Below are 15140 nucleotides of genomic sequence, written 5' to 3'. Positions count from 1 at the left end.
GGGCGCAGTGGTGTCTGCAAATGAAAAGACGGGCGGTGTGAACCGCCCGTCTTTTTGTTGATGCGTTGATGAACGTCAGTGAGTCAGGACGTCAGACCACGACGCGCTTTACGTTCCCGAAGCAGGCATCGAAAGGCTCGGGCAGAAGTGCGTCGCTGCCAGACCTTGCGCCTGTTGCGAACGCACACCGGCGGCGCTCGAAGTCGGCGGATCGATAAAGACCTGTGCGTTGTTCGCTCCAGCCGGGGCGGTGAACGTCATCGTTACTTTCCACCAGTTGCCCGCCTTCACCGCGCTCAGCGAGGTCGCCTTGCCGGAACCCCACGTACCTTGAACGATCGCGCCCGTGTTCGTGTTGAGCACCCACGGTACTTCCGCGCCATTCGGGCCATCGGTCTGAAGCGAACCACCCGGGAAGACGGTAGCGTTGGTTGTCGCGAGAACGTAGTCGGTGAAGGTGTAGGTCTGGCCGGCCTGCACGCGGATCGTTTCGTTGATGTTGGAGACCGAGTTACCGTTCGCGTTCGTCAACGTCGCTGCGTACGTGCTGGTTCCGGAGATGTCCGTCGCGACCGATGCCGTAGCGCCGTTCGCCTGGGTCCATGCATTCGACGATGCCAGGTTCAGCGGCGAGTTGATCAGGTTGTTCGCCGAGCAGGTGGCTGCCGTCTGATCGGTCGTCGGGCCGTAGAAGTTCGCGATGCTTGCCTGGATCGCGTCGTCCGTTGCGTTCGACGTCGATTTGGCGATCACCGCGCCTTCAAAGAACTGGATCGGCGCTGCGCTGCCGTCGCCGCCTTCACCGAGCGACAGACCACCTTGCCATTGTCCGTTGAACGCATGGCCTGCATCGTTGAAGAAGTTGTACGCTTCGGGCGGTGCCTGGTCGAAGACCGATGTGAGGGTCGCTTGCGACGCGTCGCCACTCTTGACCGCGAAGAGATTGGACTGAGTCACCGGCGAATATTTCGACAATACCGTCACGAAGTTCGCGTTGGCGGGCTGTTGCGGACCGTACAGATAGACGCCGGCTTCTGCGTCGACGCCCGGCCAGTTGACGCCCTTGCAGTTGCCTGAGCTGATCGGCGATACACCGGTGTAGCCGTCGCAATAGCCGAACACGGCGGCGTTGCCGCTCGAGAACGCCAGGCCGAACATCTCGCCCTCGATTTCGCCTTTCGCATAGGTGCCGGGGTCGGCGCTGTCTTCCATGTTGCCGTAGGTGCCGCAGCAACCGGAAGCCGGGCCGTACTGCGCGCCTGCCACCATGTATTCCGCGATTTCACTGTCGCCGATCGACTGGTTGACCGTGCCGATACGATTGCGATAGGCCTGCCCGCCGACGGTACTCAACGCCGGGATCTGCACGCCTTGACCCAGTGCCATGTAGCTCAGCGCAGCCTGTCCGCCGGAGAGTGCGGGCAAGTCGTTGCCGATCGTCAATGCCAGAGTCGGTGACTGCGTGGTCAGCGTCGGTGCCGTGTGGACCTGAACCGTCAACGTGCCGCTGGTGCCTGGCAGCGTGATGGTGGCGAAACCGTTGAGGACCGGTACCGTCATCGTCGATGTGGAACCCGACGCGCCGGTCGTGACGACCAGTGACTCGGAGCCGTCCGTATTGAGTTTGAGCGTGGCCGGGACGTTACCGAATGCGCCGCCCTTCAACGGCGCGACCAGATCGATCTGGTCATAGATGTAGGAGACCGTGCAGGTTGTGTTGCTGCAGAAGGTGTTGGCGCTGGTGACATTGGTTGAGCCGAGCAGCTTGGTGTCGGCGCCGCTCGGCAGCGTGCTTGCGACGTACGGGTAGATGTCTTGCGTGGCCTTATCGGACGCGCGCTGAACCTGGAAGAGCGGGCCGGCGTAGTTCTTCGTCAGCAGTCGCGTCACGCTGTGCGCTGCGACGCAGGCGGTGCCGGCATCGGACGCGGCGTCGCAGGGGAGGGCCGGCGGGACGGATGCGTCGGTATTCGGCGGGGTCGTTGTGTTGGTGCCCGTGCCTGTGCCTGTGCCCGATGTTGATGTGGATGAGCCGCCACCGGGCGGTTGCGACGTGCTGGTGTTCTGCGACTGGGGTGACGCGGGGTTGGTGTCGCCATTACACGCGGCGAGTAAGACTGGCACCATCAGTAATGCGGAAAGCAATCCGGTTCTTCTTAACATCATCATCTCCTCCTTATAAGCCCGTGATGCAGCGGGCATCTTTGTGATGCCCGCTGCATGTTAGGACAGCGGAATAAATTGAATACTTGTATTGATGACTCAAGGGGGTGCTGCGGGTTGTTGCTGGTTCTTGTGTTTATCCCGTTCTTATTCTTGCTGTTGAGGAATTGGCTGGGAGAGCGTCAGTGCTGTTCTCTCGCCAGGAAACTGATGTTGCTGAGCGGGAACGGGTGGCTCGCATACGTTTGCGTCGACGGCCGAATTGAGCGCGTGGGAGCGGCGGCCCGGCGCAATAGAAGAAACTCGAAGCTCTGTGCGGCTTGCAATGGTTGTCTCCAATTGTTGTAGTGCAGCAACCTGCGGCGGGCTCGGATCGATTGGTAATATTATTAATCAATAATATCGCTGATTTTATTAGGGAGATTCCCTGGAGGGAAAGTGGCGAGATGTGTGTTTGGGGTGAGCGGTGGGTCTGCCTGGTGAAATCGATTTGACTAGGAAGGTCTGGGGCGTCCGCCTCGCGTTGACTTGGTGGGAGGCGGGCTGGGTTGAGGGGTGTCTGGTGCGCGGCTTGTCAGTCAGTGAGTCTGTCAACGTGAACTTTCGCCGTAGTTGCTGCGTTGGTGGTACATGCTGACTGAGAAGGCTTGGGCACATTTTGGCGTCTGTGTGCACACGGAAATTATGCTTAATATTTATCTTTATTATTCATTGCGGATGCGTGCGTGGGGCGCGAGTGGACGCTGAACGGGCGAGTGAATGTATGGGCTGACAGTCAACAGCGACTCATGCGTCGTCCAGGCAAATGGAAGGATGTGGTGGAGGAGAGTGCACTGTCGATGCCGCTGATGTCGCGTGATGCTTCCTGGCTTTTAACGTGTCATCAGTCAGTTGCCGTTTCGTTCGCGCCAGCTTAGGTAGCGAGCCAGGCATTTTTCCGGCGGGTGATGAATGGGGAGATCGGATGGGGGAGATCGAGTCAGTCAAAGGCGACGTGCGAACAGTGTGGACACATCGCGTTGACCAGATTTTTTCGATGAGTCCGCGCTTTGCATTTCAATGCGAGTGCAGCATGGATAGCATGAGCAAACGGCAACGGCCGTTGTTCGAATAGATTCCGAATCTGTAGGCCGCCGCTCAAACGCTTGCGGTTGCATGGTCGGTTTTTGCCGGACGTAACGAACGGCCACTTGAAGGGATGCTGTTAGAGGTAGCAGGCGAGGTCGTTTGCGATCACGCATTCGTCAGCCGGCAGGCGTGAGGCGCGCAATCAGCGAGACCCAACCCACGTCTGCGACGAGCAACTACCGCCGACGGTTTCGCGAAACTGCCGCAAATCAGCGGATATTGTTGACGTCGCCTCATGTCGCCGGACATGCGTTGCGCGTGGGTCAAGCAGCCGCAAAAGGTTTGCGGAGCAGCGGCATTTCTGCGGGGCAAAAAGAAAAGGGCTTGCGACGCTGACGCGTGCAAGCCCTCGAATCTTTTGGTAGGCCGTACGGGATTCGAACCTGTGACCAACGGATTAAAAGTCCGCTGCTCTACCAGCTGAGCTAACGACCCAAAAGAGAAGCGAGATTATATCGATAGCCTTTACAGGCTGTCAACCCATCGTCGCAATAAACTATCGACACTTCATATAATGAAAAGCCCGAGGTATCTCTACCTCGGGCTTTCCAGCGAGAGGCGCGCGTGGCTATAGCATCGGACACTGCGCGTTACCGCAACTGCTCAATCTACAACCAGACAATCAGACAACTGTGACTACTTGATCTGCGACAGCTTGCTCTGCGCCGTTTGCGCGACGTCGGACCCGCTGTATTGCGCGGTGATCTGCTCGAGGGTCTTTTTGGCCGCAGCCTTCTGACCTTGCTCGAGCTGATTGTTCGCGATAGCCAGCAGTGCCTCAGGCGCGCGCGGATGCTGCGGATACTTCGCCACCACACCTTGCCAGGTCGCCGTCGAGCCCTTGTAGTCGCGCAGTGCATACAACGCGTTGCCGAGCCAGTATTGCGCGGTCGGCTGATAAGGACTGTCCGGATACTTGGAGATGAAGCTGCGGAACGAAGCCGCCGCATTCTTGAAGTCGCCGCTGCGGAACTGCTGCGAAGCCGCGTTGAACGAATCGGTTTCGCCCGGCTGCACCTCGCCCTGGACTCCGTCTACCGTCTGTTGCTGCGGCTCGAATTTCTTCAGGCGCGTGTCCAGATCGGTGTAGTAGTCCTTCTGCTGCTTTTGCAGCGTGGTGAGCTGGTTGCCCATATCCTCATTCTGCCCACGCAACGTAGCGACCTGCTGATTCAGCTGATCGAGACGGTTGGACTGATCGAGGATCGTGCGCTGTGCGGCCGACAACTGGCTCGACAGACTATCGGTCTTCGAACGCAGATCGAGAATCGCCTGGCGGGCCTGATCGTCGTCGAAGATGCCCGCATGCGCGGGCACAGCCGCGAAGGCCGTGCCTGCGACGCAGGCCGCTGCGGCAAACCGCAGCCAGGAGAAACGATGCGTCATTCGGCTTATCACCCGTTGACTTACTGTTGATACACGAGGTCGGCGCGGCGGTTTTGTGCCCACGACGATTCGTCATGACCGTCAGCTTGCGGCTTTTCCTTGCCGAGGCTCACAGCTTCCATTTGCGAGTCAGCGACGCCCATCAGCGACAGCGAACGACGCACAGCTTCAGCACGCTTCTGGCCGAGTGCCAGGTTGTACTCGCTCGTGCCGCGCTCGTCGGTGTTGCCCTGGATCAGGACGTGACGTTGCGGATGGCTCTTCAGGTATTGCGCGTGTTGTTGCAGCAGCGACTGATAGTCGTCCTTGACCGAGTAGCTGTCGAAATCGAAATAGATGCTGCGCTTGGCAAGCGGGCTGTTCGGATCGTTCAGCGGGTCGACGTTGACCTGTGCGACATCGGTCGGGTTCGGTTGCGTCGAAACTGCACCGCCCTTGTTGGCGTTTTCGTCGAGCTTCACGCCCGAGTGACATGCAGCCAGCGCACCGACCATCAATACAGCAAATACGAAACGAAGTTTGGACATCATTTTGGTTACTCTCCTTGTGTTATTGCATCAACGTTATTGCATAAACGGGCCCCAGGACGGCTCGCGCACGCTGCCGCCCTGAACGGACAGGACCTGCCGAGTGCGACCGTCGGTCGATACTGCGGCCAACACGCCACGGCCGTTCACCTGTGTGGCGTAAAGAATGTACTGACCGTTCGCCGCGAAGCTCGGCGATTCGTCATGTGTCGTGTCCGTCAGGCCAGTGGCTGTATTGCCTTGCAGGTCCTGGATGTAAAGTTTGAACCCGCCGCCTACGCGCGAGATATAAGCGAGCTGCTTGCCGTCCGGGCTGACGCGCGGGCTGGTGTTGTAGCTGCCCGTGAACGTGACGCGTTGCGCAGAGCCGGCGTTTTCACCCTGGGCCGACATCTTGTAGATCTGCGGGGCGCCGCCACGGTCGCTGGTGAAATAGATCGACTGACCGTCGGGTGAGTAGGTCGGCTCGGTGTCGATCGAGCTGCCTTGCGTGAGTCGGCGCAAGCCGCTGCCGTCCGCATTCACCGCGAAAATCTGCGTGTTGCCGGTACGCGAAAGCGCGACGGCCAGCGTGCGTCCATCCGGCGACCACGCCGGTGCACTGTTATTGCCCTTCTGGTCCGATACGACGATGCGGCGTCCTGTAGGCAGATCGTGGATATAAACGATCGGCTTCTTCTTTTCAAACGAAACGTAAGCGACCTTGGTGCCGTCCGGCGACCATGCCGGCGAGATGATCGGCTCGGGACTCGACAGCGCGATGTGCGCGTCCTGGCCGTCCGAGTCGGAGATCTGCAACTGGTAGCGGCCACCTGTCTTGATCACGTACGACAGGCGCGTGGCGAACACGCCGCGGCCGCCCATCAGCTTCGCGTAGATATAGTCCGCAACCTTGTGCGCGCTCATGCGCAAGCCGCTTTCCGGACTCACCAGCACGAGGCCGCCGAGGCTTTCGCCCTTGACGGTGTCGTACAGCTTGAAGCGTACTTCGTATTGACCGTTCGGCAGGCGATTCACGCTGCCCGACACGAACGCATTGGCGCCCTTGGCCTTCCAGCTGCCGAGGTCGACGGAATCGGTTTCGGACACCGGCGTGGAGCCCGCGTCGATGTTCGTGAATTTGCCGCTGCGCTGCAGATCCTGACGCACGATCGTGCTGACCTGCTGCGGCGAATTTGCCTCATTGGCGAAATTCGCCGTGGCAATGGGAAACTGGGTGGACCCGACGCCCGTCACGAGTACGTTGAGTTGTGCGTTGGCTGCGCCGCCAACGGCGATCAGGCACGACGCTACAAGTGTCCGCAGGCCTAGCTTGGTCATCAAACTCATGCTGTATGGTTTCCCCAAAAAACGGTTTTACTAACACTTCATGACAGCAGAGAGACCCGAAAAGAACTAATTCGTTCCCGAGCGCACCCCGCCGGGCGGGGCGCCGTATCTACTGTCAACCGACTATCAAACTTGTTGCGATCAACCTGCCGGACGCAACGTGATCAGGAAACTGGTCGGCGTCTTGCCGTTGATATCCTGAGGCATCGGATCGGTCCGGTGGACGGCCCGCAATGCGGCGTCGTCCCATGCTGCGTTGCCGCTGCTGCGCGAGATGCTTGCGTCCAGCAACGTGCCCGTTGGCGAGCAGCGCACGGAGATGACAGTCTCAAGACCTGCCGTTTCGCCGCCCCACGAGATGTTCGGGCGAACCGCGCGACGCACCTTGTCCGCGTAACCCGGCGACGTCGCCGTGCCGCCCGAACCGCTGCCCGTGCCGCTCTTTGCCAGCCCGTTGCCGCTCGAACTGTCGCCCGCGCCACCCATCATCTGTGCCAGACGCGCCCGGCGTTCGGTATCCAGCTTTTTCGCTTGCGCCGCAGCATCGGCCTGAGCTTTGGCTTTCGCCGCTTTTTGCGCGTCGGCCTTTTTCTGCGCTTCAGCGTCGGCCTGCTTTTGCTGCTGTTCCTGCTGCTGTTCTTTAAGCTGTTGCTGCTTTTGTTGCTCGGCCAGCTGCTGCTGTTTGAGCTTCTCGGCCTGCTGCTGTTGTTGCTGTTGCTGCTGCTTCAGTTTCGCTGCCGTGGCTTTTTGCGCCGCGAGCTGCGCGGCCTGATCGGCGGCCAGTTGCTGCTGACGTTTCGCCTCGGCTTCCTGCTGAGCCTGCAGTTTCTGCTGACGTTGCTGTTCAGCCAGTTGCGCCTGACGAGCCGCTTCCTGTTGCTGGCGCTTCTTTTCCTGCAACGCAATGTCGGCCTGTTCGTCACGTACCGGCGGAGCAGGCGCGACCGGCGCGGGCGGCGGCGGAACGGGACGCGGGATGGCGGTGTCGGGCACCTCGGTCCACAACTCCGCTTCCGCGCCTGCGGGCGTGCTGTTTTGCCACTGAATGCCGTGGTACAGGAAGAACCCGAGCAGCGCGTGCATCACCAGGGCGAACGCAAAGGCTCGCCCGGTGCCGCGTTCACGCGGCGGCTGGAGCGGGTATTCGGAATTCTTGCGGATCATTGCGATTTGACGAGCAATCCAACACGCTTGACGCCTTCGGCTTTCAGCTCGGACATCACGTTCATCACGACTTCGTACTTGACGGTCTTGTCGGCGGCAATCACGACGGGCTGATCAGGATGCGACGCCGCGCGGTCCGAAATGAAGCCCTTCAGATCGGCCTTCGTCATGTCTTCCTGCTGCTGCGCACCGGAGTCGTCCTTATATTTGACGCTCATGTTGCCGTCTGCGCGAATGTTCACGATGACGGGCGGCGTTTGTTGCTGCGGCGCGGCGCCACCGACGGTCGGCAGATTGACGATCGACGGGGCGACCAGCGGCGCGGTCACCATGAAGATCACGAGCAGCACGAGCATCACGTCGATGTACGGCACGACGTTGATGTCGGCCATCGCGCGGCGCTGACGCGAGCCGCGCATGCTGGAGGAACGAGAGCCTGCCATCGTGGACTCCTTACTGTGCCTGGCGCTGCAGGATATTCGAGAATTCTTCGATGAAGGTCTCGAAGCGGATCGCCAGACGGTCGATGTCGTGCGCGTAGCGGTTGTAAGCCACGACAGCCGGAATCGCCGCGAACAGGCCGATTGCCGTGGCCGTCAGCGCTTCGGCAATACCCGGCGCAACGTTTGCAAGCGTAGCCTGCTGCACATTGGCGAGGCCGCGGAATGCATTCATGATCCCCCACACCGTGCCGAACAGACCGATGTATGGGCTGACCGAACCGACCGACGCGAGAAATGCGAGATTGGCTTCGAGTACGTCCATTTCACGCTGGAAGGCCGCACGCATAGCACGCCGGGCGCCGTCGAGAATCGCACCAGAGTCGTTCAGACGCTTCTCTTTGCCTTTCAGGAATTCGCGCATGCCGGACTCGAAAATACGTTCCAGCGCGCCGATGGTATGGCGGTTGTTCGCTGCGCTTTGGTAAAGCGCCTGCAGGTCGCCACCCGACCAGAAATCGCGTTCGAAGCGTTCAGTTTGCGCCCGCGCCCGGCGGATCGCAAACCACTTGCGGAAGATGAATGTCCACGAGAGCAGTGACAGCAACAGCAGCAGGGCCATGACGGCCTGCGCGAGCAGGCTCGCATTGAGTACTAAAGAAACGATCGACAGATCTTGTGTAGTGTTCATAAAGGTTCGTTTTAACGTCCCGGAAGGGGGCGTCCGGCTGCAAGGTCGTTCGAAGCTTGCCGTGAGCAGAACGGAAGCATCAGCGATATTGCAAGCCGAACCATGCTTGGTGTTGCTTGATCGATGCGAGTTCACTGGCCCCGTAACAACGGGGTTCAGTCGTTATTCGTTGACACGCCGCCACTGACATCCGGTCCACGCCGTAAAGCTGCGAGAACCGGAGAAGGAATCGCGACCGGGCGCAGCGCAACGCGGTCGACACAGCCGATCCGGATCGTCCCTGTAGCAAGCAGCGTGCCGTCCCGCCATGCTTCCTGCGTGAAATCCACCGAAGCTCTGCCAAGACGCTCGATCTGGCTGACAATTTTGACGATGTCGTCAAGTCTGGCCGGGGCTCGATAGTCGACGGCCGTGCTGCGAACGATGAAAATTGCGCCCGTTTCTTCCGCCAGCCGGTTCTGGTCGACGCCGCACGCGCGCAGCCATTCGGTGCGCGCCCGTTCAAAAAATTTCAGGTAATTAGCGTAAAACACGATGCCACCGGCGTCGGTATCTTCGTAGTACACGCGAATTGGCCACGTGTACCCGATTTCCGCGCCAGGCTGGCTGGTCGAAATATTCATGCGGCGCATTTTACCGGAACGCACACCCGCGGGTCTGTTTCAAAGTGTGCGCCCCGTCTGGCGGGCTTCAGCCGCGATTAATGGCCAATCCGGCGAACGATTGAGCTACCGGCATCAGTTCGATCGTGTTGATATTCACGTGAGCCGGGCGGGTCGCGATCCAGTAAATGGAGTCGGCGATATCTTCCGCCGTCAGCGGCTGGACGTTTTCGTAGACCTTGCCGGCCTTTTCGTCGTCGCCGCGATAGCGCACGTTCGAGAATTCGGTGCCGCCGCACAAGCCCGGCTCGATGTCGGTGACGCGCAGTGCGGTGCCGGCCAGATCGGCACGCAGGTTCAGGCTGAACTGGCGTACAAAGGCCTTGGTGGCGCCATAAACGTTGCCGCCCGCATACGGCCAGCGGCCTGCCACCGAACCCAGATTGAAAACGTGCCCGCGATTGCGCTCCACCATGCCTGGCAGCAGCGCATGCGTGACCTGCACGAGGCCCGTGCAGTTGGTCTCGATCATGGTGTTCCATTCGTCGAGACTTGCCTTTTGCGCCGGTTCGACGCCAAGAGCGAGACCTGCGTTGTTGACGAGGACGTCGATTGCAGCGAAATCGGCTGGCAATGCAGCCGGGACGGCTTCGACGGCGGCGCGGTCACGCACGTCGAGTTCATAGGGCAGAAGCGCGTCGCCGAGTTCGTCGGCGAGGGCTTGCAGGCGGTCTTTGCGGCGAGCGGTGGCGACGACGCGATGGCCGCCCTTGACGAAGGCGCGAGCGATGGCGGCGCCGAATCCCGCGGACGCTCCGGTGACGAATACGATCATTGCAGTTTCCTGGTCGGTGAGAGACAAAGGCCCCAAGCCTACTTGCAATGCGGCGCTGCGGCAAGGATGAGCCAGCCGTGCGAGCGGCTCTGGCAGGGGCGTGCAGCGGGATCGCGGCCCATTTTCGTCCGATGTTTGCGCGCCGCGTCGCACAGTGCAACAGGGTGTCTCGCCACTGCTTGCTGGGGCGCCCGCCCGCCGGTTGCCTATTCGATCCTCTTCCAATAAACTAACGCGCTCGACCCTGCGTGACTGGCGATAGAACCGATTAAACCAATCGGATTCAAGGTGGAACAACCCACCGTGAAGCGCGGGGTGCCGTTTTGCCGTTCGCCTGGGCAGCCGTGATCCGCGCGCATTTATTTGCGCTGACGGTGGCTGTCCTGCCTCGCGTGTGCGGCGAATCTCCAATCGCCACGTCAGGGCTGGCCCAGCCGCCAGCAGCGCTGCGTACCCTCTACGCAAAATTCGGCGCACGATCCGGTCAACCTGAACACACTCAACGGAATCCGTATGTTTGACAGAGCCCAAAGCACCATCGCCAACGTCGATCCTGAACTCTGGAAGGTCATCGAGCAGGAAAACCGCCGTCAGGAAGAGCACATCGAACTGATCGCGTCGGAAAACTACACGAGCCCGGCTGTGATGGCTGCGCAAGGCTCGCAACTCACCAACAAGTACGCCGAAGGGTATCCGGGCAAGCGCTATTACGGCGGCTGCGAATACGTCGACGTCGCCGAGCAGCTGGCGATCGACCGCGTGAAGCAACTGTTCGGCGCCGAAGCTGCCAACGTGCAACCGAATTCGGGTTCGCAGGCTAACCAGGGCGTGTTCTTCGCAATGCTCAAGCCGGGCGACACGATCATGGGCATGAGCCTCGCGCACGGCGGTCACCTGACCCACGGTTCGCCGGTCAACATGTCGGGCAAGTGGTTCAACGTGGTCAGCTACGGCCTGAACGAAGCCGAAGACATCGACTACGAAGCCGCTGAGAAGCTGGCCCAGGAACACAAGCCGAAGCTGATCGTGGCGGGCGCGTCCGCCTTCGCGCTGCGCATCGACTTCGAACGTCTGTCGAAAATCGCCAAGTCGGTTGGTGCGTATTTCATGGTCGACATGGCGCACTACGCTGGCCTGATCGCCGCGGGCGTCTATCCCAACCCGGTGCCGTTCGCCGATTTCGTCACCACCACCACGCACAAGAGCCTGCGCGGCCCGCGCGGTGGTGTGATCCTGATGAAGGCCGAGTTCGAAAAGCAGATCAACTCTGCAATTTTCCCGGGTATTCAAGGTGGCCCGCTGATGCACGTGATCGCCGGTAAGGCCGTTGCGTTCAAGGAAGCGCTGTCGCCGGAATTCAAGGAATATCAGCAACAGGTCGTCGAAAACGCGCGCGTGCTGGCTGAAACGCTGGTCAAGCGCGGTCTGCGTATCGTGTCTGGCCGTACTGAAAGCCACGTGATGCTGGTCGATCTGCGCGCGAAGAAGATCACCGGTAAGGTCGCGGAAGCGGCCCTCGGCGCAGCGCACATCACCGTCAACAAGAACGCGATTCCGAACGATCCGGAAAAGCCGTTCGTGACGAGCGGCGTGCGTCTCGGCTCGCCGGCCATGACCACGCGCGGTTTTGGCGTGAAGGAAGCCGAGCAGGTCGGTAACCTGATTGCCGACGTTCTGGACAACCCGGAAGACACCGCCACGATCGACCGTGTGCGTGCTCAGGTTGCCGAGCTGACCCAGCGTTTCCCGGTTTACAAGTAAGCCGTCATGCATTGTCCCTTCTGCCGTCACGCCGATACGCAGGTTGTCGACTCGCGCGTATCCGAAGACGGTGCGACGATTCGCCGGCGGCGCCGCTGCCCGGCCTGCGACAAACGTTTCACGACGTATGAGCGGGTCGAGCTGGCGTTGCCTTCGGTCGTCAAGAAGGACGGCAGTCGCACGGAATTCGACCGCCGCAAGATCGTCGCGAGCATGCAATTGGCGCTGCGCAAGCGCCCCGTTGCGGCAGACGCGATCGACGCGGCAGTTGCCCGCATCGAGTATCAATTGCTCGGTAGCGGTGAGCGTGAGGTGCGCAGTGAGCGCCTCGGTGAACTCGTGATGAACGAGCTGCGCGCGCTCGACACCATTGCCTACGTGCGTTTTGCGTCCGTTTACCGGCGCTTTGAAGACGTCTCCGAATTTGAAGACGTAATCGAAGAATTTCGCCGCGCCTCTTCTCCTCCCAAGCCTGCTCGCAAGCGCTGATGGTTGCCGCGACTCCCGTCGCTGGCGAGCGCCCTTAGTTCTCTGCGTTGTTTCGCGCATTTGCATCTGCATGTCCCGCTCCCGTAATGCTCCGTCGCGTGAATTTTTGCGCGGCATAGCGCCTTAATGCCACCTGGCCGTTCGGCCAATGGTTGAGCCTTTCGCAAATTGCTAGATTGGCTGCATTCTTCGAAACGATCAGGGATGCAGATGAAATGCGCCGCCTCTTCACCACCCTCTGATGGTGGCTTCACGCTTGTCGAAACGTTGGCCGTGGTCGCTTTGCTTGCGGTGATCGCGGTGTTGGCGACGCCTTCGTTCGTGGCGTGGCGTGTGCGCGATCAGGTCGATGCGCGCGCGAGGGCATTTGCCTCGACCCTTGCCTACGCGCGCAGCGAGGCACTGCGTCGCGGCGCACGCATCGTCGTTTGCCGGATCGATGCGACGCGGCGTTGCATGGCCGCGGGTCAGCCGTGTGCCAATGGCGTCACAGACTGGTCGTGCGGTTGGGCCGTCTTCGCTGACCGTGCGGGAACGCTTTCGCTACTGCGGGCGCAACCGCTGCTCGCAGCGGTGAGCATTGCCGGAGTGCAGACGAATCTGACGTTTACGCCGCCAGCCGGCCAATTGATCGGTACGTTTCGTAGTTTTGATATCGCGCCGGTCGTGCCATCCAAAGCGACACAAGGGACCAAGTGGCGACGCTGCATTCGTATCGCGGCGGGCGGCCGGGCGCGGATTACCGAAGGTGCGTGTGGGGCGGCGTCATGAGCCGATATTCACTGAACGCCCAGTTACGTAGTTGCAGATCAACGTCCGTTGGTAGCTCGCTGATCGAGGTCATGCTGGGTGTCGCGTTAATGGCGGTCACTGCGCTTGGAGTGATCGCCGGTCAATTGTGGACCGCGCGAGAAGCCCGCGCGATGGCAATGCGCGAACAGGCCGCGTGGATCGCCGATTCCGTCGCGGAGGCAATGCGCACTCCCGCATCAGCCGATACCGCAGCGACGCAATGGAATACGCGTGCAACCTCCGTTTTGCCGCATGGGGTGGCGTCTATAGAGGAGGGTGCAGGCGTCGCTGTCGCGCGAGTGACGTGGACGTCTGTCAGGGACCTGCCGGCCAATGGCGAAGTAATCGACAAGCCAGAGTCTTGCGGTGGCGCAGATGTCCCCACCGGTACCTCATGCGTTGCGTTGGCATTCACAAAATGATGCCGCACAAACTCCTCGATCGCGGTCACACGCTAGTTGAGTTGCTTATCGCAATGTCGCTGGGACTCATCGTGACGGCCGGTGCCGCGTCGCTTTATTCGACGCAGCGAATGGCGTTCGAGCGTGCAGACAGCGCTATGCGAATCCGCGAAGCCGGTTGGATCGCCTTGACGCTGATTGGCCAGCAATTACAAATGGCCGGCTTCGTTCCTGCATATGTCGTGCGCTATGTCGGTCCTCCGCCATTGTCAGGATGCTCGGGTGGTCGCCCGACAGGAGCTGATGACAGTCTTGCCTGCGCGGCATTGGCTAGCCGTTCGGACGGCGTTGCGGTTCGTTACGTGGGAGATAGCGTGTCCACGTGGCCGTCCGCAACTGGCAGCACAACCGATTGCCTCGGACAAGCCGTGACAGGCAACAGTGGCGCTTTCGGTGACCAGGGGGCACTGGTAGTCAACCGTTACTTTGCGAGTGTCAGCACGTCGACCGGAGAGCCAGAGCTTTATTGCGAAGGCAGTGGCAAGGTAGGTTCTGCACAACCGCTGGTAGAAGGCGTCGAGCGCGTACGGCTCAGGTACTGGTTGGCCGACGGTTTAAACGCAGTCGACGCCTCTGCGATAGCGACCGATCAATGGGCAAAGATCGTCGCTGTGGACCTTTGTGTGCTCGTTCGTGGCGCGCCACAAGGGCAGCGTTCCCGTTATGTCGATTGTGACGGCGTGAGTGTTCTCGGCACCGACTTGAGGCCACGGCAGGCGTTTTCTCGACGAGTGACGCTACGCAACCACGTGGAGGGGTTTCTGTGAGACACCGATTTGCCAATTTGATGCGATGCCCCGCGCGTGAAGGGGACTCACAACGTCGTGGTAAGCCGCTGTGCGTACGGGATTCCAGTCGCAATGGTCGCGGTCGGCGTGGTTCCCAATGCGGCGTCGTGCTGCCCATTGTCCTGCTGATTTCAACCATGATGCTGGCCACCTCAGCGGTGTGGTTCGAAACATCGCTGTCGGCCACGCGTTCGACCAACAACGTGCGTGACTATCTGCAGGCTTTTCACGCTGCAGATTCAGCGCTGATTTCATGTGCTCGCAGCGTCATCGCGGCGGACGTCGAAACGGTGCCAGCGTCGCCACTTGCATCCGTCGAGCCGACGCAATGGAAAGTCAAAAGCGCGTTTGAGGCGGGAGCCATTACGCCCATTGCGCAATGGCCCGGCTCGCTGCGCGCGCCGCAATGTTTGATAGAAGCATGGCGTCTTGCCAACCGCGCCGAGGCTCGAGCGTATTTGCTGACCTCGCGTGGCTTCGGACGAAACAGGGAGTCACAGGTATGGCTGCAATTGGAGTTGGTGATTGACAGTGAGACAGTTGAGCGTCATTGGCGGCGCGTCGCCGCAAGCCCATTTTGAGGG

The 15140-nt window shown here is 60.5% G+C and carries 15 protein-coding genes, 1 tRNA gene and 1 riboswitch; of the genes, 6 read left to right on the top strand and 10 right to left on the bottom strand.

From position 1 onward, the window contains the following. Positions 1–108 precede the first annotated feature (108 nt). From LMG28727_RS08570 to ydfG, 10 genes are all read right to left on the bottom strand, one after another. Positions 109–2145 (bottom strand): arabinofuranosidase catalytic domain-containing protein, encoded by a 2037-nt coding sequence (locus LMG28727_RS08570; protein ID WP_236591663.1) that lies wholly within the window; start codon positions 2143–2145, stop codon positions 109–111. Positions 2146–3650: 1505 nt separating this feature from the next. After that, positions 3651–3726: transfer RNA gene (locus tag LMG28727_RS08565), tRNA-Lys, on the bottom strand. 201 nt (positions 3727–3927) lie between these two features. Continuing rightward, positions 3928–4677, bottom strand: coding sequence for a tol-pal system protein YbgF (ybgF, locus tag LMG28727_RS08560; RefSeq protein WP_201641850.1), 750 nt, complete (start codon positions 4675–4677; stop codon positions 3928–3930). Positions 4678–4697: 20 nt separating this feature from the next. Beyond that, entirely contained in the window at positions 4698–5207 is a 510-nt protein-coding gene (gene pal, locus LMG28727_RS08555; RefSeq protein ID WP_074763113.1) for a peptidoglycan-associated lipoprotein Pal, read from the bottom strand. 33 nt (positions 5208–5240) lie between these two features. Beyond that, positions 5241–6533 (bottom strand): Tol-Pal system beta propeller repeat protein TolB, encoded by a 1293-nt coding sequence (tolB, locus tag LMG28727_RS08550; RefSeq protein ID WP_201641849.1) that lies wholly within the window; start codon positions 6531–6533, stop codon positions 5241–5243. A 141-nt stretch (positions 6534–6674) separates the two neighbouring features. Further along, a complete protein-coding gene (tolA, locus tag LMG28727_RS08545) occupies positions 6675–7697 on the bottom strand; it encodes a cell envelope integrity protein TolA (protein ID WP_201641848.1) in 1023 nt (340 codons plus the stop codon). Beyond that, the gene (tolR, locus tag LMG28727_RS08540) at positions 7694–8140 is read right to left on the bottom strand and encodes a protein TolR (protein ID WP_201641847.1); all 447 of its coding nucleotides are present in this window, start codon (positions 8138–8140) and stop codon (positions 7694–7696) included. Before tolR ends, tolA begins: the two co-directional genes overlap by 4 nt. A gap of 10 nt (positions 8141–8150) precedes the next feature. Then, the gene (tolQ, locus tag LMG28727_RS08535; protein WP_012431821.1) at positions 8151–8828 is read right to left on the bottom strand and encodes a protein TolQ; all 678 of its coding nucleotides are present in this window, start codon (positions 8826–8828) and stop codon (positions 8151–8153) included. 155 nt (positions 8829–8983) lie between these two features. Beyond that, entirely contained in the window at positions 8984–9460 is a 477-nt protein-coding gene (gene ybgC, locus LMG28727_RS08530) for a tol-pal system-associated acyl-CoA thioesterase (protein ID WP_201641906.1), read from the bottom strand. A 58-nt stretch (positions 9461–9518) separates the two neighbouring features. Continuing rightward, on the bottom strand, positions 9519–10265 hold the full coding sequence (ydfG, locus tag LMG28727_RS08525; RefSeq protein ID WP_201641846.1) for a bifunctional NADP-dependent 3-hydroxy acid dehydrogenase/3-hydroxypropionate dehydrogenase YdfG: 747 nt from the start codon (positions 10263–10265) through the stop codon (positions 9519–9521). A gap of 238 nt (positions 10266–10503) precedes the next feature. Then, positions 10504–10612: riboswitch (ZMP/ZTP riboswitch) on the top strand. A 166-nt stretch (positions 10613–10778) separates the two neighbouring features. Here ydfG and glyA point away from each other — a divergent pair. From glyA to LMG28727_RS08495, 6 genes are all read left to right on the top strand, one after another. Continuing rightward, entirely contained in the window at positions 10779–12026 is a 1248-nt protein-coding gene (glyA, locus tag LMG28727_RS08520; protein WP_201641845.1) for a serine hydroxymethyltransferase, read from the top strand. A 6-nt stretch (positions 12027–12032) separates the two neighbouring features. Further along, a complete protein-coding gene (gene nrdR / locus LMG28727_RS08515) occupies positions 12033–12515 on the top strand; it encodes a transcriptional regulator NrdR (RefSeq protein ID WP_042328342.1) in 483 nt (160 codons plus the stop codon). 204 nt (positions 12516–12719) lie between these two features. After that, entirely contained in the window at positions 12720–13286 is a 567-nt protein-coding gene (locus LMG28727_RS08510) for a GspH/FimT family pseudopilin (RefSeq protein WP_201641844.1), read from the top strand. Then, positions 13283–13729: a type IV pilus modification PilV family protein gene (locus tag LMG28727_RS08505; RefSeq protein WP_201641843.1), complete on the top strand. Its 447-nt coding sequence runs from the start codon at positions 13283–13285 to the stop codon at positions 13727–13729. Before LMG28727_RS08510 ends, LMG28727_RS08505 begins: the two co-directional genes overlap by 4 nt. After that, a complete protein-coding gene (locus LMG28727_RS08500) occupies positions 13726–14535 on the top strand; it encodes a PilW family protein (RefSeq protein WP_201641842.1) in 810 nt (269 codons plus the stop codon). The genes LMG28727_RS08505 and LMG28727_RS08500 overlap by 4 nt, the downstream gene beginning before the upstream one ends. A 128-nt stretch (positions 14536–14663) precedes the next feature. Further along, positions 14664–15137 (top strand): pilus assembly PilX family protein, encoded by a 474-nt coding sequence (locus LMG28727_RS08495; protein WP_201641841.1) that lies wholly within the window; start codon positions 14664–14666, stop codon positions 15135–15137. Positions 15138–15140 lie beyond the last annotated feature (3 nt).

Source organism: Paraburkholderia metrosideri, from assembly GCF_904848625.1.
GTDB lineage: Bacteria > Pseudomonadota > Gammaproteobacteria > Burkholderiales > Burkholderiaceae > Paraburkholderia > Paraburkholderia metrosideri.
This window is presented reverse-complemented; position numbering and strand designations above follow the sequence as displayed.